The sequence below is a fragment of the Phaeobacter sp. JH20_02 genome (assembly GCF_048056915.1).
GTDB classification, from domain to species: Bacteria; Pseudomonadota; Alphaproteobacteria; order Rhodobacterales; family Rhodobacteraceae; genus Phaeobacter; species Phaeobacter bryozoorum.
Map to the genome: position 1 here is coordinate 999,727 of NZ_JAYMVP010000022.1, position 26,280 is coordinate 1,026,006.

Annotated in this window: 19 protein-coding genes; 12 read left to right on the plus strand and 7 right to left on the minus strand. The window is 62.0% G+C overall.

Features of this window, described 5'->3' with window-relative positions:
* Window positions 1-48 precede the first annotated feature (48 nt).
* The 5 genes from dusB to VWY34_RS11590 all read left to right on the plus strand — a co-directional run bounded on the left by dusB (window position 49) and on the right by VWY34_RS11590 (window position 7,435).
* Window positions 49-1,062, plus strand: a complete 1,014-nt coding sequence (gene dusB / locus VWY34_RS11570; RefSeq protein ID WP_416544335.1) for a tRNA dihydrouridine synthase DusB — start codon at window positions 49-51, stop codon at window positions 1,060-1,062.
* Complete coding sequence (locus VWY34_RS11575) at window positions 1,059-2,225, plus strand: two-component system sensor histidine kinase NtrB (protein WP_416535983.1); 1,167 nt, start codon at window positions 1,059-1,061, stop codon at window positions 2,223-2,225. Before dusB ends, VWY34_RS11575 begins: the two co-directional genes overlap by 4 nt.
* Window positions 2,226-2,231: 6 nt before the next feature.
* The gene (locus tag VWY34_RS11580) at window positions 2,232-3,644 is read left to right on the plus strand and encodes a response regulator (protein ID WP_340545493.1); all 1,413 of its coding nucleotides are present in this window, start codon (window positions 2,232-2,234) and stop codon (window positions 3,642-3,644) included.
* A gap of 99 nt (window positions 3,645-3,743) precedes the next feature.
* On the plus strand, window positions 3,744-6,023 hold the full coding sequence (locus VWY34_RS11585; protein ID WP_340545494.1) for a sensor histidine kinase NtrY-like: 2,280 nt from the start codon (window positions 3,744-3,746) through the stop codon (window positions 6,021-6,023).
* A complete protein-coding gene (locus tag VWY34_RS11590; protein WP_416544336.1) occupies window positions 6,020-7,435 on the plus strand; it encodes a sigma-54-dependent transcriptional regulator in 1,416 nt (471 codons plus the stop codon). Before VWY34_RS11585 ends, VWY34_RS11590 begins: the two co-directional genes overlap by 4 nt.
* A gap of 76 nt (window positions 7,436-7,511) precedes the next feature.
* Here the strand turns inward: VWY34_RS11590 and VWY34_RS11595 are convergent, their stop codons facing one another.
* Window positions 7,512-7,973, minus strand: a complete 462-nt coding sequence (locus tag VWY34_RS11595) for a hypothetical protein (protein ID WP_374015281.1) — start codon at window positions 7,971-7,973, stop codon at window positions 7,512-7,514.
* A 129-nt stretch (window positions 7,974-8,102) separates the two neighbouring features.
* Between VWY34_RS11595 and trkA the strand changes: the two genes are divergently transcribed.
* From trkA to hflX, 4 genes are all read left to right on the plus strand, one after another.
* A complete protein-coding gene (gene trkA, locus VWY34_RS11600; RefSeq protein ID WP_340545497.1) occupies window positions 8,103-9,479 on the plus strand; it encodes a Trk system potassium transporter TrkA in 1,377 nt (458 codons plus the stop codon).
* 1 nt (window position 9,480) lies between these two features.
* Window positions 9,481-11,028: a TrkH family potassium uptake protein gene (locus VWY34_RS11605; protein ID WP_340546316.1), complete on the plus strand. Its 1,548-nt coding sequence runs from the start codon at window positions 9,481-9,483 to the stop codon at window positions 11,026-11,028.
* A 128-nt stretch (window positions 11,029-11,156) separates the two neighbouring features.
* The gene (hfq, locus tag VWY34_RS11610; protein WP_008204623.1) at window positions 11,157-11,396 is read left to right on the plus strand and encodes an RNA chaperone Hfq; all 240 of its coding nucleotides are present in this window, start codon (window positions 11,157-11,159) and stop codon (window positions 11,394-11,396) included.
* A complete protein-coding gene (gene hflX, locus VWY34_RS11615) occupies window positions 11,396-12,667 on the plus strand; it encodes a GTPase HflX (RefSeq protein ID WP_416538718.1) in 1,272 nt (423 codons plus the stop codon). Before hfq ends, hflX begins: the two co-directional genes overlap by 1 nt.
* A 104-nt stretch (window positions 12,668-12,771) precedes the next feature.
* Here the strand turns inward: hflX and VWY34_RS11620 are convergent, their stop codons facing one another.
* Window positions 12,772-15,261 (minus strand): penicillin acylase family protein, encoded by a 2,490-nt coding sequence (locus VWY34_RS11620; protein ID WP_416544337.1) that lies wholly within the window; start codon window positions 15,259-15,261, stop codon window positions 12,772-12,774.
* A 136-nt stretch (window positions 15,262-15,397) separates the two neighbouring features.
* Between VWY34_RS11620 and VWY34_RS11625 the strand changes: the two genes are divergently transcribed.
* A complete protein-coding gene (locus VWY34_RS11625) occupies window positions 15,398-16,267 on the plus strand; it encodes an NAD(P)-dependent oxidoreductase (protein ID WP_416544338.1) in 870 nt (289 codons plus the stop codon).
* Between the two features lie 165 nt (window positions 16,268-16,432).
* On the opposite strand, the gene VWY34_RS11630 is transcribed toward VWY34_RS11625, so the two are convergent.
* Together VWY34_RS11630 and hemB are read right to left on the minus strand one after the other, a co-directional pair.
* A complete protein-coding gene (locus VWY34_RS11630; RefSeq protein ID WP_340545501.1) occupies window positions 16,433-17,008 on the minus strand; it encodes a YSC84-related protein in 576 nt (191 codons plus the stop codon).
* 217 nt (window positions 17,009-17,225) lie between these two features.
* Window positions 17,226-18,224: a porphobilinogen synthase gene (gene hemB, locus VWY34_RS11635; RefSeq protein ID WP_416544339.1), complete on the minus strand. Its 999-nt coding sequence runs from the start codon at window positions 18,222-18,224 to the stop codon at window positions 17,226-17,228.
* 201 nt (window positions 18,225-18,425) lie between these two features.
* Here hemB and VWY34_RS11640 point away from each other — a divergent pair, with 201 nt between their 5' ends.
* Window positions 18,426-18,950, plus strand: a complete 525-nt coding sequence (locus VWY34_RS11640; protein WP_340545503.1) for a component of SufBCD complex — start codon at window positions 18,426-18,428, stop codon at window positions 18,948-18,950.
* Window positions 18,951-18,984: 34 nt separating this feature from the next.
* The gene (gene mfd / locus VWY34_RS11645) at window positions 18,985-22,446 is read left to right on the plus strand and encodes a transcription-repair coupling factor (RefSeq protein ID WP_416544340.1); all 3,462 of its coding nucleotides are present in this window, start codon (window positions 18,985-18,987) and stop codon (window positions 22,444-22,446) included.
* A gap of 92 nt (window positions 22,447-22,538) precedes the next feature.
* Here the strand turns inward: mfd and VWY34_RS11650 are convergent, their stop codons facing one another.
* From VWY34_RS11650 to VWY34_RS11660, 3 genes are all read right to left on the minus strand, one after another.
* A complete protein-coding gene (locus VWY34_RS11650) occupies window positions 22,539-23,762 on the minus strand; it encodes an MFS transporter (protein ID WP_416544341.1) in 1,224 nt (407 codons plus the stop codon).
* Between the two features lie 221 nt (window positions 23,763-23,983).
* Window positions 23,984-24,655, minus strand: coding sequence for a DsbA family oxidoreductase (locus VWY34_RS11655; protein WP_416544342.1), 672 nt, complete (start codon window positions 24,653-24,655; stop codon window positions 23,984-23,986).
* Window positions 24,652-26,262, minus strand: coding sequence for a class I adenylate-forming enzyme family protein (locus VWY34_RS11660; protein WP_416548949.1), 1,611 nt, complete (start codon window positions 26,260-26,262; stop codon window positions 24,652-24,654). The genes VWY34_RS11655 and VWY34_RS11660 overlap by 4 nt, the downstream gene beginning before the upstream one ends.
* Window positions 26,263-26,280 lie beyond the last annotated feature (18 nt).

The window sequence follows — 26,280 nt, forward strand, 5'->3', positions numbered from 1 at the left end:
AGAGGCTGCTTCGGATAGAAACACCACATATGCACAAGGATTAGGCAGTTGTCCTTCACTCTCGGTTCCACCTCTCTGACCCCTCCCATCGCGCTGGCGCCGATGGCTGGAATCACCGATCGCCCCTTTCGCGATCTGGTGCGCAGCTTTGGTGTCGGGCTGATGGTGAGCGAGATGGTTGCCAGTCAGGAAATGGTGCAGGCCAAGCCCGGCGTGCGTGAACGGGCCGAGCTGAGTGCGGATGTGGAGAATACGGCGGTGCAGATTGCCGGGCGCGATGCCTATTGGATGGCAGAGGCCGCGCGGCAGGTGGAAAGCCGGGGCGCAAAGCTGATTGATATCAATATGGGATGCCCGGCCAAGAAGGTGACCAATGGTTATTCCGGCTCGGCCCTGCTGAAGACACCGGATCATGCGCTGTCGCTGATTGAGGCGGTGGTGGCTGCGGTCTCGGTGCCGGTGACGTTGAAGACACGGCTTGGCTGGGACGACAGCTGTCTGAACGCCGCCAATGTGGCCTATCGCGCGCAGGAGGCTGGGGTGCAGATGGTCACCATCCATGGCCGCACCCGGTGTCAGTTCTACAAGGGCAATGCAGATTGGCAGGCCATTGCAGCAGTGAAAGCTGCGTTGACGGTTCCGCTGCTGGCCAATGGCGATATCGTGGATACGGCCACGGCCCGCAGTGCATTGGCACTCTCGGGTGCGGATGGCGTGATGATTGGGCGCGGGGCACAGGGCAAGCCCTGGCTGCTGGCTGAGGTGGCGCATGACATCTGGGGCAGTGCAGCCCCCGATGTGCCGACCGGTTCGGATCTGGTTCAGATGGTCAGCGCTCATTACGAGGCGATGATCGCCTTTTACGGCGTGGATCTTGGCCTGCGGGTCGCACGCAAACATCTGGGCTGGTATATGGATGAGGCCGCCACTCCTGCTCAGCTGCGCCGGGACGTGCTGACAGCCAAGAACCCCAAGACGGTGCTCAGCCTCCTGCCTGCGGCGCTGACCGGGGGCGCTGGGCCGGATCTTGGGCCACAAACCATGGGCGGGCAGGCGGCATGACGCAGGCAGAGGGCGGAAAAACCGGCGCCACGCAGGTCGATTGGAACGGTGCAGACAGCGCGCTCTGGGCGTCGCTGCCGATCCCGGCCTTTGTCATAGATCGCGAGGCCCGGATTGCGGATGTGAATTCCGCCGGTGAGGGCTTCCTCAATACCTCGCGCAAGGCGCTGCTGGGTCAGGGCATCTGGCAGCATGTGATCATTGCCCCGGCCATTGACGAGGCGGTGGAGCGCGCCCGCGACAATGGCACGCCGCTGTTTGTCAACGATATCGACGTCGGCACCCCCGGGCGGGCGCCGCTGCAATGCAATGTACAGGTGGCGCGGGTGCAGGGCGTTCAGGGGGGGATGCTGATCCTGCTCTCCCCGCGCGAGCTGGCCGGGCGGTTGACGCAGAACCATTCGGCCAAATCCGCCGCGCAATCCGCAATCGGTATGGCCGAGATGCTGGCCCATGAGATCAAGAACCCGCTGGCAGGGATCACCGGTGCGGCGCAGCTGCTGTCCATGGGGCTGTCGGGGGATGATCTGGAGCTGACCGATCTGATCGTGAGCGAAAGTCGGCGGATCGTGAAACTCTTGGAACAGGTGGAGCAATTCGGCAACCTCTCGGCCCCGGCCTTTCAGGAGGTCAATATCCATGATGTGCTGGACCGGGCGCGCCGCTCTGCGTTGCTGGGGTTTGGCGCGCAGATGACCATCATCGAGGATTACGACCCCTCGCTGCCGATGGCCTGGGGCGATGGGGACCAGCTGTTGCAGGTGGTCCTGAACCTGCTGAAGAACGCAGCAGAGGCCGCCGATCCCGGTGGTGGAACCATTCGCATCCGTACCTTCTATGAGCATTCGTTCCGCCTGCGGCGCAGTGATGGGTCGGGCAAGCTGTTGCCGCTGCAGATTGAGATTTCCGATGACGGTCCGGGTCTGCCTGAGGCGATCCGCGATGATATCTTTGATCCGTTTGTTTCTGGCCGCGAGAATGGCACTGGTCTGGGACTGGCGCTGGTCAGCAAGATCATTGCCGATCATCAGGGCTGGATCTCGGTCAGTTCCGAACCCGGGCAGACGGTGTTTCGCCTGTCGCTGTCGCGCGTGCCGACGGCGCCACGCCCGGCACCGTTTCCACATGATCCCAACCATACCGCAGACGCACCCAAGGAGTAGCACATCATGGACGGCACCGTTCTGGTCGCAGATGACGATCGCACTATCCGCACGGTTTTGACACAGGCCCTGACACGGGCCGGGTGCAAGGTGCATGCGACCTCCTCTCTGACGACGCTGATGCGCTGGGTTGGCGAGGGCAAGGGTGATGTCGTCATCTCCGACGTGATGATGCCGGATGGCAATGGGCTGGAGATGCTGCCCAAGATCGCCGATGACCGGCCAGGGCTGCCGGTGATCGTGATCTCGGCGCAGAACACCATCATGACAGCGATCAAGGCGGCTGAGGCCGAGGCCTATGATTACCTGCCCAAACCGTTCGACCTGCCGGAGCTGATGAAGCGGACTGCCAAGGCGCTGACAGAGCGGCGGCAAACGCAGGGGCAGGGGCGTTCGACGCCGCAGGGGGAGGGCGCGCGCGATCTCGGCCTTCATAGCGGCGAGACCCATGAGGACCTGCCACTGGTGGGGCGCACCGAGGTGATGCAGACACTTTACCGTCTGGTGGCGCGGGTGATGAACACCGATATCCCGCTGTTGATCACCGGCGAGAGCGGCACTGGAAAATCCCTGATCGCGCGGTCCATGCATGATCTTTCGGATCGGCGCACCCTGCCGTTTGTCAGGGCTGAGGCGGCTGATCTCGCCTCGCTCGATGGTCCGGCGCAGTTGCTGGCGCAGGCCCGTGGCGGCACGCTGCTGCTGGATGAGCTGGCGGATCTCTCCGAGGAGGCACAGGCACGCGTCGTTCGCATGATGGATGCCCCCGGAGACCACCAGCCGCGTTTCATCGCCACCAGCCAGCAGGATCTGACCGCAGCGATGGAGGCCGGGCGGCTGCGACAGGATCTCTATTACCGGATCAGCGGCACGGAGCTCCCCGTGCCTGCGCTGCGGGCGCGGGTGGATGACATTCCGCTGCTTTGCGCGCATTTCCTGACGCGGGCCGAAAATGATGGCGCACCGCACCGCCGGTTGAGCGAGGCAGCGCGCGAACCGCTGCGGCAGTTCCCGTGGCCGGGAAATGTGCGCCAGCTGGAGAATGTGATGCGGCGTCTGGCGCTGACCGCCCGCAGCGAGGACATCAGCCTGGATGAAGTCAACGGTGCGCTGGGCGCGCAATCGGGCGGGGAGCCGCTGGCAGCCAGCGGTGCGGCCCTCAGTACCGAGAAACTGTCGGAATCAGTGGCGCGCCATTTGCAGCGCTATTTCGATCTGCACGGCGATATGCTGCCGCCACCCGGCCTATATGCCCGGTTGATGCGGGAGGTTGAGACCCCTTTGATTGAATTATCGCTCGCGATGACCGGCGGAAATCAGGCAAAATGTGCGGATTTACTTGGTATTAACCGCAATACGCTGCGCAAGAAGATCACCGACCTTGATATTGAGGTGACACGCCGTCGCAAACTGATGTAATATAGCCACAGAACCGTGGCAGATCAGCGTTCGCGCTGGTGACGATCACGATATGTGGCGGTCGGCCAGAATGGTCGCACATCAGGATGGGGACGGTACGTGGCGCAGAGGTCACATCTTCGCTCGGCATACGGGCCATTTGCGGCCCTTGACCGCTGGCGCAGAACCCGCAGGGCACGCAATGTCGGCGCGCTTGGGCTGGTTGTTCTGGGGCCTGTGCTGGCGCTCTCGACATTTCTGATCATCGGCCCGTTCTCGCAAGGGGTCGCCTCGCTGTCGCTGCGGCTGATCCTGCTGGCTGATCTGATCTATGTACTGGCTGTCGCGGCACTGGTCCTGACGCAGGTTGGGCGGTTGATCGCAGCCCGACGGGCCAAATCCGCGGGTTCCCGGCTGCATCTGCGGCTGATCGGGGCCTTCGCCTTTCTGGCGCTGACGCCCACCGTGATTGTGGCGCTGTTTGCCGGGCTGACCGTGAACGTGGGCCTTGAGGGCTGGTTTTCGGACCGGGTCCGTCAGGTCGTGGGAAGTTCGCTTGCCGCCGCTGAGGCCTATCAGGAGCAGCAGCAGCGCGACCTGTCGGAGGATGCGGTGGCGCTGGCGCGCTATATCGACAACAGCCGGAACCGCAATTTCTTCATCAGCGACGGGCAGCTGCGCCAGGTGCTGACACAGGGGCAATTGCAGATCCAACGCGGCCTTCAGGAGGCTTATGTGGTGGATGGCGCCGGGGCCATCCGGGCCCGTGGCGAACGCTCCTATGAGTTTGACTTTGAAGAGCCGCGCGCCGCTGACATCAGCAAGGCGTCGTTTAACGGGGTTACGCTGATCCAGGACTGGGAAAACAGCGAACTGCGGGCGCTGGTGCGGCTGGATGCGTTTGTCGACCGCTTCCTGTATGTCAGCCGTGATGTGGACGGTGAGTTGCTGAGCCTCCTGGATGACACCAAGGAAACCGCGCATCTCTACCAGCAGCTGGAGAGCGAACGCGGGCGGGTTCTGTTTGACTTTGTGCTGTTGTACCTCGGTTTTGCGGTGATCCTGATCCTTGCGGCGATGTGGCTGGGCATGTGGTTTGCCGAACGGCTGTCGCGGCCTGTCGGACGGCTGACGATTGCCGCGCGCCGGGTCGGGGCGGGCAATCTCAACGTGCAGGTGCCCGAAGACGACGGCGATGACGAGATTTCGCAGCTGGGGCGCTATTTCAACCAGATGACTTTGGAGCTGCGCGAGCAGCGCGACACGCTGCTTGAGAACACCCGCCAGATCGAACGCCGCCGCCGGTTGTTTGATTCCGTGCTGATGTCGGTGACCTCCGGTGTGGTCGGGCTGGACCCTGAGGGGCGGGTGACCTTTGTGAACCGCTCCGCCGAGCGCCTGCTGGATTGGAATGGCGATCGTCAGTCGCTGGCACTGGCTGTGGCCGTGCCGGAGTTTGGGCCGCTGTTTGTGGAATTGAGCGAAACCGGCGCCGATGTGGTGCAGGATGAGGTCAAGGTGACGCGCCAGGGGCAGCTGGAGAACCTGCTGGTGCGGATGTCGCCACGGCGCAGCGAGGAGGGGCGGCTTGAGGGCTATGTGGTTGCCTTTGACGATGTCACCGACCTGGTCAGCGCCCAGCGGATGGCGGCCTGGGGCGATGTGGCCCGTCGGATTGCCCATGAGATCAAGAACCCGCTGACCCCGATCCAGCTGAGTGCCGAGCGTATCAAGCGCAAATTCGCGCCTAAGCTGGGGGAGGAGAACAGCGATCTCCTGCAATCCATGACAGATGTGATCGTGCGCCAGACCAATGACTTGCGCCGCATTGTTGACGAGTTTTCAAAATTCGCACGGATGCCGGAGCCGGAGCGCCGCGAAGAGGATCTGGTGAAGCTGTTGCGCGATGCGGTGACCCTGCAACGGGCAGGCCAGCCTGATCTGCGCATCACCGCCGATCTGCCCACCGAACCGATGCTTGCCGATCTGGATGCAACCATGATCGGCCAGGCCTTGACCAATCTGATCAAGAACGCGGGCGAAGCCGTTGAAACCCTGAAGCAAAAAGGTGGCGTGCCGGATCTGGATCCGGAAATTCGCATTGCCGTCACCTCGACGAAAACCGGCTATGAGGTCACCATCGCCGACAATGGCATCGGTCTGCCAGAAGACCGTGCCCGATTGTTTGAACCCTATGTGACCACCCGTGACGAAGGCACCGGTCTCGGCCTGCCGATCGTCAAGAAGATCATCGAAGAACACGGCGGAACGCTGGTGCTGGAAGACGCACCGGTGTTCGAAGGTCAGGCCCATTATGGCGCCATGGCCGTGATCCGCCTGCCTGCCGCACATGAGGCGGCAGCCCCCAATAAGAGTACAGTGAAAGCAGGTCTGACATGAGTGACATTCTGATTGTTGACGACGAACGCGACATCCGTGAGCTGGTTTCCGATATCCTTGAGGATGAAGGCTATGCAACGCGCAAGGCCGGCAGCTCTGAGGAATGCATGGCCGCGCTCAACGCCGAGCCGCCGGCGCTCCTGATCCTCGATATCTGGCTGAAGGACAGCCAGATGGATGGGATCGACATCCTGAAGGTGGTGAAACGCGACAACCCGGAAATCCCCGTGGTGATCATTTCCGGCCATGGAAATATTGAAATTGCCGTCGCCGCGATCAAGCAGGGCGCGTATGATTTCATCGAAAAACCTTTTAATATCGACCAGTTGCTGGTGGTTATTCGCCGCGCGATGGAGGCTTCGAAGCTGCGCCGCGAAAACTCCGATCTGAAGCGTCAGGATGCCGGCGTGAGCGAGATGATCGGGGCCTCCGCGGCCTATCGTGCGCTGATTGGCCAGTTGGACAAGGTGACAAAGTCCAACGGCCGGGTGATGCTGACGGGGCCTGCGGGCAGCGGCAAGGAGATTGCAGCGCGCTATATTCACACCCAGTCCAATCGCGCCTCTGCCCCCTTTGTGACGGTGAACTGCGCCAGTATCGAGCCGGACCGTATGGAAGAGGTGCTGTTTGGTCGGGAAAGCGCCGAACGCGGGGTTGAGCCGGGGCTGCTGGAACAGGCGCATGGCGGCGTGATCTTCTTTGACGAGGTGGCGGATATGCCGCTTGGGACCCAGTCAAAGATCCTGCGGGTGCTGGTGGATCAGCAGTTCCAGCGGGTTGGCGGGGCCGATAAGGTGCGCGTTGACCTGCGGGTTATTTCCTCAACAAACAAGGACTTGGAGCGCGAGATTGAGGCGGATCGCTTCCGTCAGGAGCTCTATCACCGCCTGAATGTGGTGCCGATTCCGGTGCCCTCGCTGGCCGACCGGCGCGAGGATATTCCGCTGCTGGCGGATCATTTCATCGCGCATTTCAACCAGAGCCAGGGCCTGCCGCTGCGCAAGCTCAGCGAGGATGCCATTGCCCTGATGCAGACCATGCTGTGGCCGGGCAATGTGCGGCAGTTGAAGAACATGGTGGAACGGGTTCTGATCCTTGGCGAAAGCAGCGGTCCGATTGAGCCAAAGGATCTGCCTCGCGATGAAGAAGCGGTTGATGACCAGAGCCGGGTTGTGCTTTCCGGGGCGCTGGCGACCCTGCCGCTGCGGGAGGCCCGCGAGGCGTTTGAACGCGAATATCTGCTGACACAGATCAACCGCTTTGGCGGCAATATCAGCCGCACCGCGTCTTTTGTCGGGATGGAACGCTCCGCTTTGCACCGCAAACTGAAATCGCTGGGGGTTGTCACCTCGAACAAGGCAGGCGCGCGGATCGCGCATGTTGAGAAGGAAACCGAGGAGGATATGGTCTGATTCAGGCCATATCCCCTGCTTATCAGTGGGTTGTCAGGGTTTCCTGACTGAAAGCTCGGTACGCCGTGGTTGAGCCTTAGGGCGTCGTCGCCACAATTTGTGGCGACTGACCACGGCGTTCGATCGCACAGGAGGTCTGGCTGAGTTGAGGCAGGGTTGCGGCGCGCCGCGCCCCGACGGCATCCGCCACCGACTGCGGACAGCGTTTTACGGCGATGTTTTCGTAGCCCTTCGCGGCCATGCAGGACCGCTCGACCCGCTGGCGCAGATCGGCGTTGACATCCACGGTATAGATGCCGCCATCCTCCCAATAGCCGGCCCGGTGATAGCAACGCCCGTTGCGGCAAACCTCGCCACCGGGGCGAAAGATCGGCGGGTGCTGGCGGATCTGGGTGGCCACCGGGGCGTCGCGCAGGGCGCTGACCTCGCAGGCGAGGAGATCCGCATCGCGCCGGGCTACATCCGCACCGGCGCGGTAATAGACCGGAACCGGGCCACAGGCCGCCAGCGCTGATGTCACCAGCAGTGCGGCAAGCATATGATTTCTTATGGACATCCTTTGATTGTGCGCCAGAACGGGCGGTAAGACAATTGAATTGACCGTTCCGGCGGCTTCTGTCATTCAAAACGCGCGATTTCGCGCAGCAGCGCCCTGAGGAACAAGCACATGAAGGTTATTATCTGTGGCGCAGGTCAGGTCGGCTGGCAGATCGCCCGGCACCTGTCGGGGGAGCACAATGACGTGACCGTGGTGGACAACAATCCCGATCTGGTGCGCCGCGCGACGGATACGCTGGATGTGCAGGGGATTGCCGGGTTTGCCTCCTACCCGGACGTGCTGACTCGCGCCGGTGCCCGTGACGCAGACATGATCATTGCGGCCACACATTCGGATGAGGTCAATATGGTCACCTGCCAGGTGGCTCATTCGGTCTTTTCGATCCAGCGCAAGATCGCGCGACTGCGCTCAAAAAGCTATCTCGAAGCGATTTATTCGGATCTCTACCGCCGCGACCATCTGCCGATTGATGTGGTGATCAGCCCCGAGCGCGAGGTGGCAGCGGCGGCGATGCAGCGTCTTTCGGCGCCTGCCGCCTTTGATACAGAGATGTTCATGGACGGCAAAGCGCAGCTGCTGGGCGTGCAGATTGACGAGGACTGTCCGGTGGTCAACACGCCGCTGCGACAGCTGACGGATCTGTTTTCGACGCTGCGGGCCATCGTTGTGGGCATTCGCCGCGATGGCACTCTGTTTGCGCCAGAGCCGGGAGATCAGCTGTTTGTGGGGGACAGCGCCTATGTGTTTGCCCATGTTGATGACGTGAGCCGCACGATCGAAGTATTTGGCAAACAACAGAAACGTCAGGATCGCGTTGTGATCGTTGGCGGCGGCAATGTCGGGCTTGAGGTGGCCAAGGCGCTGGAGGCCCGGACTGGGCGCACCCGTGCCAAGATGATTGAGCGCAACCGCAAATGTGCCGAACGCGCCGCCGAGACGCTGGAGCGAACCATCGTGCTGAACGGCGATGGTCTTGATCGCAGCCTGATGATCGAGGCGGGGATCGACCGGGCCGACGCCATGCTGGCGGTCACCGATGATGACAAGGTCAATATGCTGGCCGCTGTGCGGGCCAAGGCCGAAGGCTGCCCGCTGGCGATTGCACTGATCAACGATCCGACGCTGGTGCCGCTGATGGCGCCGCTGGGGATCGACGCCTATATCAATCCGCGGGCCACAACGGTGAGCTCGATCCTGCGCCACATCCGCTATGGCCGGGTGCGACAGGTCTATTCCATCGGCGATGCCGAGGCCGAGGTGATCGAGGCCGAGGTGATGTCGACCTCTCCCATGGCTGGGCAGATGATCCGCGACATCGCGTTCCCCGAAGGGGTACTGGTCGGCGCCGTTAGCAAGAACGGTAAGGTGATGCGGCCGACCGGAGGAATGCGGATCGAGGAGGGCGATGTGATTGCGCTCTTTGCAATGGCTGCGGATGTGCCGGAGGTTGAGCGCCTGATGCAGGTCTCGATTGACTTCTTCTAACATGGCGCGTCATCGCAAACAGCCGATGGAAAAGACAGGCGGCCTGCTGCGTCTGCCGCTCTTTCTGCTGATCCTGATGGTGGCCGCGCTGGCGATGTGGGTGCCTGCCGTTCACGCGCTGATCCTGGATGATCACCAGACCTCGCGCAGTTTCTTCTATTCCGGTGTGCTGGGATTGATGCTGGTTGTGCTGGTCGGGCTGTCGATGGGCAACCGGATGCCGCGGTACAGCATGCCGGGGCAGCTCACCTCGCTGCTTGCGAGCTTTGCCGTGTTGCCCGCATTCCTGGCGGTTCCGGTACAGGATGCCCTGGGCAACACCAGCTATCTCAACGCCTATTTCGATATGGTCAGCGCGATCACCACCACCGGGGCGGATGTATTTGCCGATCCCAACCGCCTGCCGCCGAGCGTGCATCTGTGGCGGGCCATGGTGGGCTGGCTGGGTGGGCTGCTGATGTGGGTTGCGGCCTCGGCCATTCTGGCGCCGCTGTCGCTGGGGGGATTTGAGGTGACCGCGCGGGGGGAGCCGGGACGCGGCACCGAGACGCCGCTCCATATGCAGCGGGCTGATCCACGTCGCAAACTGGTGGTGGTGACCAAAACCCTGGCGCCGCTTTATGCCGGGCTGACGCTGGTTCTGTGGATCCTGTTGATCATCACGGGCGAGACCGCCCTTGTTGCGCTGGGACATGCGATGTCGGTGCTGGCCACCTCCGGGATCTCGGCGGTGGGCGGGGTGGAAAATGGCGCCAGTGGCATCGCCGGGGAAATGGTGATGTTCCTGTTCATGTTCTTTGCCCTGTCTCGGCTGACGTTTTCGACCGATACGGTGACCAGCGGCCATAGCCGGTTGGATCGCGACCCGGAGTTCCGCATCGGCCTGCTGATCGTCTTTGGCGTGCCTCTGCTGTTGTTCCTGCGCCATTGGATCGCCAGTTTTGATGTCGCAACCACCAGTGATCTGATGCAGGGGCTGCACTCATGGTGGGGGGCGACTTTTACCGTGCTGTCGTTCCTGTCGACCACCGGGTTCGAGAGCGCCGACTGGGAAACCGCCCGCCAATGGTCGGGGCTGGATACGCCGGGCATGATCCTACTGGGGCTTGCGGTGATTGGCGGCGGCGTCGCCACTACGGCAGGCGGGGTGAAACTGCTGCGGGTCTATGCGCTTTATCTGAACGGCTTGCGCGAGATGGAACGGCTGGTGCATCCGTCCTCCGTCAGCAACGAGGGCAAGGGCAATCGGCGACTGCAACGCAACGGGGCTTTTGTCGCCTGGGTGTTCTTCATGCTGTTTGCGCTGTCACTGGCGGTGATCAGCATCAGTCTGGCCGCAGTTGGTTCGGATTTCGAACAGGCGCTGATCCTGACCATTGCGACCCTGTCCACAACCGGCCCGTTGACCGAGGTCGCAGGATCCGAACCCATCGCCCTGATCCATCTGACAGCCAGCGCAAAACTGATCCTGTGCTTTGCCATGGTGTTGGGACGGCTGGAAACATTGGCGATCATTGCCCTTATGACACCAAACCTCTGGCGCAGCTGATCAATCATGGTTACCGTGGATGTCATATGAGTAATTTTCGGGTGGAAACTCCGACTATCTGCGTTCATAGTATTCATTAACGGGGCGCTGGTCCGCAGCGCGACAAGAACAAAGGCGAGATAATAATAATGGCTTCGGACAGACAGAATCTTCAGGATGCCTTCCTGAACCACGTTCGTAAAACCAAGGTTCCGGTCACCATCTTTCTGATCAACGGCGTAAAGTTGCAGGGTGTGATCACATGGTTTGACAATTTCTGTGTCCTGCTGCGTCGGGACGGGCAGTCGCAACTGGTTTACAAACACGCCATCTCGACGATCATGCCTGCCCAGCCGATCAGCCTGTATGAAGGTGAAGACGCCTCTTGATGGAGCATGACCGGACGCCCACCCGTGCCTGGGTGGTGCATCCCGATATCAAATCAGACCGCGATCGCCGCGATCCGGTGTCCGCCCTTGCTGAGGGTGTGTCATTGGCCGAGGCTCTGCCCGACATCGAGGTGATCGGATCGGCCGTCGTGCGCCTGCCAAAGGCGCATGCGGGGATGCTGTTTGGATCCGGGAAAATCGAAGAGCTGAAGGCGATGTTCCAGGCCGAAGAGGTGGAGCTGGTCCTGATCGACGGCCCGGTGTCGCCGGTTCAGCAGCGCAATCTTGAGAAGGCCTGGAAGGTCAAAATCCTTGACCGGACCGGGCTGATCCTCGAGATCTTCTCGGACCGGGCGCGCACCCGTGAGGGGGTGTTGCAGGTTGAAATGGCGGCACTCAGCTATCAGCGCACGCGACTGGTGCGGGCCTGGACCCACCTGGAGCGGCAGCGTGGCGGATTGGGATTTGTCGGCGGACCCGGCGAAACCCAGATCGAGGCCGACAGGCGCGCCATTGACGAGCAGCTCGTTCGGCTGCGCCGGCAGTTGGACAAGGTGGTGAAAACCCGGACGCTGCATCGCGCAGCACGGGCCAAGATTCCCTATCCGATTGTGGCGCTGGTGGGTTATACCAACGCCGGAAAATCGACGCTTTTCAACCGGCTGACCGGTGCCGAGGTGATGGCAAAGGACATGCTCTTTGCCACGCTGGATCCGACCATGCGCCGGGTTGAGCTGCCGGATGGGCCGGAAATCATCCTGTCGGATACGGTTGGGTTTATTTCTGATCTGCCGACCGAGCTTGTTGCTGCGTTCCGAGCAACGCTGGAAGAGGTGCTGGCCGCCGATGTGGTCGTGCATGTACGCGATATCAGCCATGATGAGACCCAGAACCAGGCGGCGGATGTCGAGAGCATTCTGACCTCGCTCGGGGTTGATGACAGCCGTGCGCGGATTGAGGTCTGGAACAAGCTTGATCTTCTGGATGAGGAAGAGGCCGAGGCCCGCCGCCAGCGCGCGGAGCGTGAAGATGGCATTCATGCCATCTCTGCGATCACCGGCGAGGGGCTGGATGGGCTGTTGGCGGATATCACCGACAAGCTGCGGCTGATCCGGCATGAGGATGATATCACCCTGACATTTGCGCAAGGAAAGCAGCGTGCCTGGTTGTTTGAACAGGATGTTGTGCAAAGCGAAACCCAGACCGATACCGGGTTCGAACTGACTGTTCTGTGGACCGAGACACAGAAGAATCGCTTCGCGGCGCTCTGATCAGGTCGCGCAGTTCGTCTAGAAAATACCCCGCAACCGGACCGGTTGCGGGGTATTTTGTTTTGAAAAAGATACGTTTGGCTGCGGGCGCCGGATCGCCCGCCTCATTCCGCGGGGGCCGCGGGGATCAGCCGGGTGATACCAACGGCTGCTGCCCGGGCCAAATCCTCGTCCAGTGACATCGGGATATATTCGCCGCGCCGCCAGAGCTGGGACATGTCGTCGTAGTGCCGCGACAGGAAATGGCCGGATTGGCCGGTGGCGGTGATGAAAACGGAGCTGTCAGGATCGGCAAAATCATAGACCCCCCGATAGCCGGCGGCGTGAACGTTGCTGAACGGGTGCTCGCCTTTGCCGGAGGTGAGCCCGCGTTGCAGCGTGTTGTCGCCGCCGCTGGTGGACTGACGGATGTTTACAAAAACCCGCAGCAGGGGCACGTCGCCCAGCACTTCGTGGTTCTGGGTGGCCTGATGGGCATCGCCCCAGCGCAAGGATTCCAATGCGGTCCCATAGGTTTCTTCGATCCAGATCAGTGCATCATCAACGGCCAGGCGGGCCAATTCGGTGCAGCTCTCTGTAGGTGCGCTTTGGCGGATATCGCACCAGACCGAGGCGCCTTCGACATCGCGGAAGACCCGTTCAAGGAACAGCGGATCGACCTGCGTGAACTCAGCAGCCAGCGGGCCGAGATCGTCGGTGATCAGGCGTTTCTGCAAAGCCCGAACCCAGGCGGCATAGATTAGCGGTTCCGGCAGATGTTCGTTCATCTCACCGTTCCACTCTGACAGCAGGGTCAGGGCGATCTGGCGCTGACGTTCGCGGGTACCCTCGGGGGCGGCCTCTCCCGTGAACCACAGATCGGCACCAATCAGCGGCAGCAGGGTGCGCGCGGTATAGGACACGGTGTCGAGCTGTGCCTCGATAAAGCTGTCACGGGTATGGACCTGGCGGTCCTGCATGAGCTTTTTCCAGCGGTTGATCCGCTGGGTATCGCCCCAGGTGTAGGACACATGATTGGGGAAGGGGCGGTCCAGTAGCTTGTTGTTGGTATTGCCGAGAATGCCGCCGATGGGCGAGACAAATTCCGGGTTGGCGGCATAGGGTGCGCGGCCCTGCCACTGGTTCTCGGGGCGCCAGCCCTGGCTCGGCATCCGGCCCTGGCTTTGGTGCCGTGCGTCGCGCTGCGGTATGGCGCCCACGGTTTTGAGCGCGACCGTGGTCCTGTCGGCAAGGGTCAGGTTCTGCGAGGGGGCGAAATAGCCTTCGCCGATTGCGATCGCCTCTGCGACCGTATTGGCCCGCATCAGCTCGAGTGCGGCGCTCATCGAGGTGTCTTGCCCGCTAAGGCCGGTCCAGCCGAGGCTGACCACATGACCGGGCGGTGTGATCGACGCAAGATCGAACAGCGAGCGGGGCAGCACCGGGCCATTGTCGGTCCAGCGCAGGGTCAGGGTGACCGGCGTCTCATCCTTGATATTGATGATCGAAGGGCGGCTGGTGAACCGCTTGAAGCCGTCGGCGGTCTTGTATTCCTCGGGATTGTCCGGGTTCAGCTGTTCGATGAACAGATCCTGATCATCCATATAAGAGGAGGTCACCCCCCAGCCCAGTAGGTCCGAGCGGCCGGAGATCACAGCGGGAATGCCGGGAATGGTGGCGCCGATGACACCGCCGGTGCCGAGTTCCAGCCGCGCCAGATACCACAGACCGGGTGCCGTCAGCTCCAGATGCGGATCATTGGCCAGCAGCGTACCGCCCGCCGCCGACCGGCTGGGTGCCGCAGCCCAGGCGTTGGAGGCACCGGCCAGCCCGCGCGGCGCAATCGGCATGAAGGGCAGCGTCTGGCTGCCATCGGTGCTGGTGCTGGCATGACGGGGCAGCTGGGGAAACAGCGCGGCATATTCCGGCAGGGCCGCCACGCCATTGCCGGGGGCATCGGGCAGGATGTCCTTCAGTCGGCTGGGATCCGGCAGCGCCAGAGAGGTACGGGCGCGTAGGATTTCCTCCTGCATGTGCCCTGATAGCTTGAGGCCCATCAGTTTCATAACCGCGATGCTGTCGGCGGGCTGCCAGGGCGCCATGGGCACATTGAACAGGAACATCTCAGGTGCGCCTCGCCCCAGCGCATCCTCGTTGATCTCTTGCAGCCGGGCATTGACCCCTGCGGAATAGGCGCGCAGGGCGGTCATCGTCTCAGGCGTTTGCGCAGCGACCGACTGCTGCGCCAGCCGGTAGATGTCCAGCCGCCGGATCAGCGTGTCGACCTGTACGGTGCGGCTGCCAAAGATCTCCGACAGGCGGCCCATGGCGGTGCGGCGCAGGGTGGTCATCTGCCACAGGCGATCCTGCGCATGGGCATAGCCCAGACCGAAATAGACATCTTCATCGCTGGCGCCATAGCTGCCGAAGATATGCGGCACATTGGCATTGTCACGCACGATCTCCACCGGTGCGAGGAGGCCGGGCAGGGTGATCTCCTTGTCGTAGTCGGGCAGGGATTGCGCGGCGAGGAAATAGACCAGACCAAGCCCCATCACCAGAAGCAGAATCAAAGCGGCGGCAAGGCGCAGGAGCCAGCGAAAGAGAAGTCCCATCGGTGGTGCGTTTCCTCAGGTTTTTGGCGTTATTGGCCCGGTTATGGCGCAGATTGTCGCCCTCGCAGATTGCACCGGGCGGCGCGGCTGCTAGGGTGGCGCCAACATAGGACAAGACGCATCAGGGGGAAAGCAGATGGCGAAGATTGCATTCTTGGGTTTGGGAGTGATGGGCTATCCGATGGCCGGTCATCTGGTGGCTGCCGGTCACGAGGTCACGGTGTATAATCGCACTGCGGCCAAGGCAGAGGCTTGGGCCAAGGAACATGGTGGCCGCACCGCCGCAACGCCGCGTGCGGCCGCGGCAGGGGCTGAGTTCGTGATGGCCTGCGTTGGCAATGACGATGATCTGCGCAGCGTCTGCCTGGGCGATGACGGTGCCTTTGGCGGCATGGACGCGGGGGCGATCTTTGTCGATCACACCACCGTATCGGCGAAGGTCACGCGCGACTTATATGGCGCTGCGGCGGATCTGGATCTGGCTTTTGTCGATGCGCCGATTTCCGGCGGACAGGCGGGGGCGGAGAATGGCGTGCTCTCGGTCATGTGCGGCGGTGATCAGGCCGCCTATGACAAGGCAGAGCCGATCATCGGCGCCTATGCGCGGATCTGCCGCCGGATCGGCGACAGCGGCGCTGGCCAGATGACCAAGATGTGCAACCAGATTGCCATCGCCGGGCTGGTTCAGGGGCTGAGCGAGGCCCTGCATTTCGCCGAGAAGGCGGGGCTGGATGGTCGGGCTGTGGTGGAAGTGATCAGCCAGGGCGCGGCAGGCAGCTGGCAGATGGTCAATCGGCATGAGACCATGCTGGACGATCACTTCGAGCATGGGTTTGCGGTCGATTGGATGCGCAAGGATCTGGGCATCTGTCTGGATGCGGCGGAGGAAACCGGCGCGAGCCTGCCGGTTACGGCGCTGGTCGATCAGTTCTACAAGGATGTCCAGAAACTGGGCGGCGGCCGCTGGGACACCTCCAGCCTGTTCAAACGCCTGAAGGCCTTTTGAGTAGGTAGGTATGAAAATGGCCTTTCCTGATGGAAAGGCCATGCCTCCGGCGGGGATATTTCGGGCCAGAAGATAGGCAGCCGCGCGACAGTCGAAACCCTGTTTCATGCCGCGCGCGTTGCCAGCCTGGCTGATCCGCTCCGCCGGGGCGCGCGCGGACAGGGGTCAGGGGATAATGCGGGTGTATTTGGTGCCTTCCAGGGTGGCGCCAAGACGCAGCCCTGCCTGTCCGAAGACCGCTGCCAGGATAGGGCTGTTCAGCGTATTGGTATCGGCGGCCAGCGAGTCGCCTTCGTCGCGGATCACATATTCCAGATCGGCGCCCGCGGCCCAGCCGGAGGAGCGGCGGAAGTTCGACAGTGCTTCCTGGGTCATGAAGAACAGCACATGGGCGTATTGCTGTGCGCCGATCTGCAGGCCTGCATTCCCCTTTACGGTGGAATAATAATCCACCGTTACGCCGTCGATGCGTAGCGCGCCGCGGCCGAAGGCACCGCCGACAAGGAAGCCTGCCTCGGTCACCAGTGGCATCACCAGCATGCCGGTTGATTTTTCGGCCAGCGCGACGGCGCCGGGGTATTGGCTGTACATCTGGCTGAGAGTTGCATCGACGCGGGCGTCGATCTTGCTGGCATTGCTGTTGCCGATGCCATTGCCGCAGGCGGCGGTGACACCGGCACCGGCGAGGGCGCCAAGCGCAAAACCGCGCCGGGTCAAACGGGAAGAATAAGAGCTGCTCATCTTGTTTGCCTGTTTTCTGGGGCCGGCGCCGCGCGGGCTGTCATTTCGGCCTGTCACTGTTCAGTTGCGGCCAGTTCTCTGGCTCTGTGGCATGGTATACGCGGAAAGCTGCCGTCTGTCATCACTGCGACCGCCGCAATCAGCGGCTTCCTGCCGTCAATTTTAGGCGATCCGCTGCCCGCGCAATGCACGAAAGAGGCCACCGGTCCGATGCGGATCAGCCGTTCAGCAGCCGCGCCGCAGCCGGGGCGTAATAGCTCAGCACGCCATCGCAGCCCGCCCGTTTGAAGGCCATGAGGCTTTCCATCATGATGCGTTCGCCGTCGATCCAGCCATTCTGCGCAGCGGCCTCGATCATCGCGTATTCGCCGGAGACCTGATAGGCAAAGGTGGGCGCGCCAAAGGTGGATTTCACCCGCTGACAGATGTCGAGATAGGCCAGCCCCGGTTTGATCATCACCATATCGGCGCCTTCGCTCAGATCGCGTTCGATCATACGCAGCGCCTCATCGGTATTGCCCGGGTCCATTTGATAGGTCTTCTTGTCCCCCTTTAGCGCGCCGGAGGCGCCGACGGCATCGCGAAAGGGTCCGTAGAATGCGGAGGCGTATTTGGCCGCATAGGACAGGATGGTGACATTGCGGTGGCCCGCCGCTTCAAGCGCGCGGCGCATGGCGCCGATGCGACCATCCATCATGTCGGAGGGGCCAATGATATCGGCACCGGCATCGGCCTGGGCCACGGTCATCTTGACCAGCGCCTCGACGGTTTCGTCGTTGACAATTTCGCCATCGACGACATAGCCGTCATGGCCGTTGATATTATAGGGATCCAGCGCCACATCGGTCATCACCGCTATATCCGGTGCGGCGGATTTGATGGCGCGGATGGCGCGGTTGACCAGATTGTCGGGGCTCCAGGCTTCTGCGCAATCCTCGGTCTTGAGCGCGGGGTCGGTATAGGGAAACAGACAGATCGCCGGAATACCAAGCGCCTGCGCGTCGACGGCGGCTTCGGCCACCTTGTCGATGCTGCGCCGGGTGACACCAGGCATGGAGGGGATCGGCTCCTCGATCGCCTCGCCGTCACGGACAAAAACCGGCCAGATCAGATCGTCGCTGGTCAAGGTGGTTTCACGCACCAGATTGCGCAGGGCAGAGGTGCTGCGCAGTCGGCGTGGACGGGCAGCGGGAAATGGGGCGACGGTCGGCTTCATCGGGTCCTCGCAGGTCTTTGGCGCGACCGGGGGCGGTCGCGGTGGTCTCCCTTTGGGTCGCATGGAATGACGGCGGCGACAAGTGACAGATTCGCCGCGCCAAATGTCCCCATCTTATGGCGGCGCGGGGCCACCCCTTGTGCCAGGGCGCCGCGCGGGGGATATAGGGGCGCAAAGACTGGACGAGAGAAGGGCCGCGCAGTGGATCTGTTTCATACCTTGACCGAGCTGATTGATCTGCGGTCCTTTTCCAACCTGTGGTACTGGATCGCGCTGGCCGTTGTCTGGTCCTCTGCCAGCCATTGGGTGATGGGGGTGCCGTTTGACATGGTGTACCGCGCCCGCAAGCAGGGTGGACAGGCAGCGCTGGATCTGGAGGCGATTGCGCGGGTCAATGTGAACCGGATGATGTATATCACCGATGTATCGGGCCACTGGGTGCTGGGCATGACCTGTTTTGTGCTCGCCATGCTGGGGATGCTGGGGTTTTACTACGGTGTTGAATTTGCCCAGGCCGTGTTCCTGCTGGCCTTTCCCATGGGGTTTGTCGGCCTAATTAACTGGAACTCCGCGCGCCGGATCCACCGCGAAGGGCTGGCGGGGGAAACCCTGATCCGGCAGCTGACACTCAGCCGGCTGTTCATTCAGCTGGTGGGGATGGTGGCGATTTTTGTCACCGCGCTCTGGGGCATGTATCAGAACCTTCAAATCGGGTTCCTCGGCTAATCGCCTGCGGGCAGACGACGAAAGAGAGACGTAGATGGCGCAACGGGCAATCACCGCGGGCGGCGCACCAGAAGGTTTTGATGCGCGGCTGATCCTGAAAGAGGCGGCCAGCAGCAATGGTCCTGTCCTGCATGTGGCGCGCGACGACAAGCGGATGGAAGCGACCCGGGCGGCGCTGGCTTTTTTTGCGCCCGACATGCCGGTGATCAGCTTTCCGGGCTGGGATTGCCTGCCGTATGACCGGGTGTCGCCCAATGCAGATATTGCCGCGGCCCGGATGGCGACGCTGGCGGCGCTTGTGCATCAGATGCCGGGGCAATTTGTGCTGCTCACCACGCTGAATGCGGCGACCCAGCGGCTGCCTGCACGACAGGTTCTGAAGGATTCCGCCTTTACCGCCGAAGTGGACCGTCGAATCGACGAGGAGGGGCTGCGCAGCTACCTCACACGGATGGGATTCACCAAGAGCCCGACGGTGATGGAGCCGGGAGATTTTGCGGTGCGGGGCGGTATCATTGATATCTATCCGCCGGGACAGAGCGGCCCGGTGCGGCTGGATCTTTTTGGGGATGTGCTGGATGGGGCCCGGCGGTTTGATCCCGCCACCCAGCGGACCACCGAAAAGTTGAGCGTGGTTGAATTGGCGCCGGTTTCCGAGGTGATCCTTGATGAGGCGGCGGTGACCCGGTTTCGGCAGAACTACCGGATTGAGTTTGGCGCAGCGGGCACCGATGATCCGCTTTACGAGGCGGTTTCAGCCGGGCGAAAATACCAGGGCATCGAGCATTGGTTGCCGTTCTTTCATGAGCGGTTGGAAACGCTGTTTGACTATCTGCCGTCAGCCACGGTGACATTGGACGATCAGGTGACACCGGCTCGGTTGGCGCGTTGGGACAGCATCGCGGACCAATATGAGACGCGCAAGATCGCGATGGCGCAAAAGGGGCGGATGGATACCGTCTATAAACCGGTGCCGCCGGGGCTGCTGTATCTGGATGATGCCGCTTGGGAGGCCGCGATCGCGGATCACCGGGTGATCCAGTTCCATCCGCTGCCACAGGCCAGCGGGCCGGGGGTGATTGATGCCGGTGGGCGGATAGGACGCAATTTCTCGCCGGAGCGACAGCTGGAAAATGTGAGCTTGTTCAGTGCGCTGGCAGATCATATTAAAGCGCGTTTGCAGGTGGGTCCGGTGGTTGTTGCCTCTTATTCAGAGGGCGCCCGAGAGCGTTTGACCGGCCTGATCGAGGATGAGGGCCTGGCCGAGGTGATCGCGATCCGCGATGGCACCCGGATCGGCAAATCTGGGTTGCATCTGGCGGTCTGGGCGCTGGAGCACGGATTCGAGACCGCCGATCTGACAGTGATTTCCGAACAGGATGTGCTGGGTGACCGGCTGATCCGCGCGCCCAAGAAGCGGCGCAAGGCCGAGAATTTCCTCACCGAAACCCAATCGCTCAGCCCGGGTGATCTGGTGGTGCATGTGGACCATGGGATTGGCCGCTACAAGGGTCTGGAGGTGGTGACCGCCGCTGGCGCGGCGCATGAGTGTATTCTGCTGGAATATGCAGAACAATCAAAGCTGTACCTGCCGGTCGAAAACATTGAATTGCTGTCCAAATACGGCCACGACGAGGGGCTTCTGGATCGGCTCGGCGGCGGTGCCTGGCAGGCCAAGAAGGCCAAGCTAAAGGAACGCATCCGCGAGATGGCGGATCGGCTGATCCGTGTGGCCGCAGAACGGGCGCTGCGCAAGGCGCCGATGATGGATCCGCCGCCGCACGCCTGGGAGGAATTCTCCGCCCGTTTCCCCTATCAGGAGACCGACGACCAGCTGCGTGCCATTGCCGAGGTGATGGAGGATTTGCAGTCCGGCTCGCCGATGGATCGTCTGATCTGCGGCGACGTTGGATTTGGCAAGACCGAGATTGCGATGCGCGCGGCCTTCATTGCGGCGATGTCCGGCGTGCAGGTGGCCATTGTCGCGCCGACGACGCTGCTTGCCCGTCAACATGCGGCGGCTTTTGCCCAGAGGTTTCGTGGGTTTCCCTTGGAAGTCAGGCAGTTGTCACGCTTTGTTTCAGCAAAGGAAGCGGCGAAAACCCGCGAAGGCATGGCTCGCGGAACGGTTGATATCGTGGTTGGCACCCATGCGCTTTTGGCCAAATCGATCCGGTTTCAGAACCTTGGCCTGCTGATCATCGACGAGGAACAGCATTTCGGGGTCGCGCATAAAGAACGGCTGAAACAGATGCGCAGCGACATTCACGTCCTGACGCTAACCGCGACGCCGATTCCGCGCACGCTTCAGCTGAGCCTCACCGGGGTGCGGGACCTCTCGATCATCGGCACGCCGCCGGTGGACCGTCTGGCGATCCGCACCTATGTCAGCGAGTTTGACGCCGTCACCATCCGCGAGGCGCTACTGCGGGAACATTATCGTGGCGGGCAAAGCTTTTACGTGGTGCCGCGCATCACCGATCTGCCCGATGTCGAAGCCTTTCTGAAGGAGCAGCTGCCCGAGCTGAGCTACGTCATCGCTCACGGCCAGCTGGCCGCCGGGGATCTGGATGACCGGATGAATGCCTTTTACGATGGTAAGTTCGACATTCTGCTGGCGACCACAATCGTGGAGTCCGGCCTCGATATTCCGACCGCCAATACGATGGTCGTGCATCGTGCCGATATGTTTGGTCTGGCGCAGCTCTATCAGATCCGGGGCCGCGTGGGCCGGTCAAAGACGCGCGCCTATGCTTATCTCACGACCAAGCCGCGGGTGCGTCTGACACCCGGAGCCGAGAAACGCCTGCGGGTGTTGGGGTCGCTGGATACGCTGGGCGCGGGGTTCTCTCTGGCGTCACAGGATCTGGACATTCGCGGCGCTGGCAACCTCTTGGGCGAGGAGCAATCCGGCCAGATGCGTGATGTGGGCTATGAGCTTTATCAGTCCATGCTGGAAGAGGCGATTGCCAAGATCAAATCTGGTGAGCTGGAAGGGTTGACCGGCAGCGATGATCAATGGGCGCCACAGATCAACCTAGGGGTGCCGGTCCTGATCCCAGAGGAGTACGTACCCGATCTGGATGTGCGTCTGGGTCTGTATCGTCGGCTTTCCGACCTTAGCACCAAGGTGGAGCTGGAAGGCTTTGCGGCGGAGCTTATCGACCGTTTCGGTCCGCTGCCGAAGGAGGTCAATACGCTGATGCTTGTGGTGCGGATCAAGGCAATGTGCAAACGCGCTGGCATTGCCAAACTGGACGGCGGGCCCAAGGGGGCAACGATCCAGTTCCACAACGATAAATTCGCATCACCCCAGGGGCTGGTGGACTTCATCCAGGCCCAGGATGGGCTGGCCAAGGTGAAAGACAACAAGATTGTCGTCCGTCGGGACTGGAAGAAAGACGGCGACAAGATCAAAGGTGCCTTTGCCATCGCGCGGGATCTGGCGGAAAAAGTGGTTGCCGAGAAGAAGAAGGCCAGGGCCAAAACCAGCTGATCGGCTTGATCTGATCGGCTTGAAGTGAGAACGTGAAAAAGCCCCTCCAACATTTTGGAGAGGCTTTGTTTTTCATTCTCTTGGGGGCGGGATTATTCGGCTGCGATCCGGTTCTCAACCCGCGCCATATGCAGCATGATGAAAAAGCCTGCGGCGACCATGAGCAGGATCGACCCGGTCAGTGGCGCAATGGAGCCGTCAAACAGAAGCCCGACGGTTGCAGCCGCAGCGGCAGCAAAGACGGTGGAGACCCCCCCGACGATCGAGGCTGCCATACCTGCAATATGACCCATCGGTTCCATCGCCATTGCGTTGAGGTTGCCTAGGGTTAGCCCAGCCATGAAAAAGACGCTTGTCTGCCAGGCCACAAAGAGGCCGAACATCACATCATTCGGCAGGTTCAGCGTGCCCAGGCTCAGCATGATCGCTGACAGCAGGATCTGCCCCCCCAGCGCCCAGGTCACCATGCGCCGCATCCCAAGGCGGACCACAACGGAGGCATTGATCAGGCTGCCGGTGCCAGACATCACGGCAATGAAGCCAAACCAGAAGGGGAAGCTGGCCGCGCGGTCAAAAACCACGTCAAAGATCGGCTGCACCAATGTGATCATGCAAAACAGCATCGCCAGGCACAGGCACTGGACCATCATTGACAGCCGGACGGTCGGGTGCTGGAGCATCTCGGCCACGGCAGCCAGCAGGCTTGGCAGGCGGAACGGACGGCGATTTTCCCGCGGCAGGGGTTCGGGCAGGCGCAGCCCCATCCACAGGATGATGATGATCGCAAATAGCGCAAAGGCCAGGAAGATCGCGCGCCAGCTTGTCAGCAGAATAATACCAGCCCCCAGCATCGGCGCGATGGCCGGGACCAGGGTGAAGATCAGCATGGCAATGGACATCATCCGCGCCATTTCCCGGCCGGAATAGAGATCGCGCACGATGGCCAGAGCCACGACACGCGGACCGGCAGCGCCAAGCCCCATGACCACACGGCTGAGCAGCAGCATTTCGATAGAAGAGCTAGCGTAGGCCGCCAGCGCGGCGAGAATATAAAGAGCAGCCGCAGCAAAAATGACCGCCCTGCGCCCAAAGGCATCGGAAAGCGGGCCTGTAAAGAAGGTCCCGATCCCCATGCCAAGCGCGAAGGCGGCAATGACCAGCTGCGCACGGTTGGGGTTGTCAGGGCTGAGCGTCTGACCGATTTCGGGCAGGGCTGGCAGCATGGCGTCGATGGAAAATGCAACGGTTGCGAACATCATCGCAATCAGGGCAATGAACTCAGCTTTTGACATGCTGATGTGAATATCTTTTGTCATTTGAAACCTCTGGTGACACATCAGGAGCCCCGGTAATCGGGCGCTGTCTGGGCGTCACTCTGTCCGCGCTAACATATCCACCGGGATTGGGCCAGAAGCGGGGGCGCACAGAATTATGTGCATCTTTATGCGTCGTAAGCCAGATGCGAAGCGGACCGCCAGAGGTCAGCGATCCGGTTTCATTGTTTTTTATAGTATTTCAGTGTGTTACCGTGCGCCCCTCAGGTCAGCTCCGCATTTGGAGCGGCGTCCTGGTCCAGCTGCGCCTGAATGTCGGCGATAACCTGTTTCCACAGTTCGGGCTGTTGGGCGCCGGGAACGGCGTGCTGATTGGCCACCACAAATGTCGGGACAGATGTGATCCCCATCTTGCGCGAATGGGCATCGCGGCTGCGGATCTCCTCGGCGTCTGTGTCGCCGGACAACAGGCGCAGGGTGACGGCCCGGTCCATGCCGGCCGCTTCGGCGATATCGGCGAGGACCTCGGCGTCGCCAATATCCCGCGCTTTAACGAAATAGGCGTCAAACAAAGCATCGACCACGGCGCCCTGTTTGCCTTCGATCCCGGCCCAGTGGATCAGCCGATGGGCGTCCAGCGTGTTGGGGGTGCGCTCCATGGCCTCAAAATTGATCTCCAGCCCGGCCGCGCTGGCGTGTTCAACGACCGGGGCATAGGCCCGGACCGCGCCATCCTTGCCGCCGAATTTCGCCTCAAGATAGGCGCGCCGATCCATGCCTTCGCCTGGCATGTCAGGGTTCAGCTGGAACGGATGCCACTCGATGACAAACGGATGATCGCCGACGTCGGCCAGCGCCTTGTCCAGGTGGGTCTTGCCGATATAGCACCAGGGGCAGATCGGGTCGGACAGGATATCCAGCTTAACGAGGCTCATGACGGGGTCCTTTGGTGTCGAATATAGCAATCGGGCAGGGCGCGCCGCAGCAGTTTTCCGTTGGCTCCGCTGGGCAGCGCGTCGAGGCGCAGATAGGCGCGGGGCTGTTTGTATCGTGCCAGCCGGGTCTTGGCAAAAGTCGATAGCGCCTCGGCGGTCACGTCTTTGGCACCGGTGTAGAACGCGACGATAATATGAGTGTCGGGTTTCACCTCGACCGAGGTGACGGCAACCTGTTCCAGATCGGGGTGGGCCATCAGCGCGGCCTCCACCTCCAGCGGGGAGACGCGATAGCCGCCTGCATTCATCACGTCATCGTTGCGACCGAGGTAGCGGATCTGGCCATCTCCCGTCATTTCGCCAAGGTCACCGGTCAGGAACCAGTCGCCCCTATAGCGGTCCCTGGTCGCCTCGGGCGCGTTGACATAGCCCAGCATCAGCCCGGGATCGTGGCGATCAATGGCAATGACGCCGGGGGTGTTGCGGGGGACCGGATTGCCGTCAGGATCGAGGATGGCAACCCGTCGCCCCGGCTGCGGCCACCCCAGGGTATCGCCGACCTCAGCCGCATCGCGATCACGCGCCGGATCCGAGGAGATGAAGGTGGAGCACTCCGACATGCCAAAGGCCTCATAGAGCTGCGTGCCGGTGGTCTGATGCCAGCTCCGAGCCAGTTGGCCCGATAGCTTTTCCCCGGCGCACAGACCGTGGCGCAGGGCCGGAAGATCAGGCAACCCGTCAGCTTGCAGCAGCTTGCGATAGACACCGGGCGCGGCGGCAAAGAGGCTGGCGCGATGCTGACGCAACAGCTCCGGCAGCGCGGTCACTGGCGTGCCCTCCACGGGGATCAGAGCTGTCGCGCCGATACTCCAGGGGTCCATCAGACCGGTGCCGAGGGTGAAGGTCCAGTTGAAGGCCCCGGCATGCAGCAGCCGGTCGTCGGGGCGCAGATCATACCAGTGGCGGATCATCATCTGCCGCGCCCAGATGGCGCGATGGGCATGGGCAACCGCGCGCGGATTTCCGCCGGTTCCGGAGGTATAGACGATATAAGCGGGCCGATCAGGGTCGCCGAGGGGTATCTGAAACCTGTCTTCTGCCGGAGCGTGGCGCTGCATTGCCTCAAGTGAGTCGCGGTCAATCTCGTGGGGATGTGGTACCGACCGAACCTCGGGATCGCGCAGCACAGCGGCCGGAGACAGGTCGTCGATAATACGTGCCACCTCCGGTTCGGTCAGCTGCGATGACGTGGGGACCGGCACCAGACCCACGGCAATGGCGCCCAGATAGGCGATCGGAAAGATCGGCGTATTGCCAAGGCGCAGCAACACCCGGTCGCCGGGTTTCAAACCTTGCGCCAGCAATCCCGTACCGGTTCCACGCACAGCGGCCCGCAGGTTTCCATAGGTCCAGGACTGCACCTGGGGGCTTGGCTGCTGGCCCGGTGACGTCGACGCTTCGGCGTTTGCCTGAACCGCCAGAACCGCAAGTGCCATGGCATCCGCGGCGGCAGGTTGGGCCGACCCACGTTGGTAAAGCACGTGGTCAGCCAGATTGAACGGCGCGGGGCAGGGCGCGAAGGGCCCGCTGTCAAACAGGGATTGCATGTCGATTGGCTAACTTGG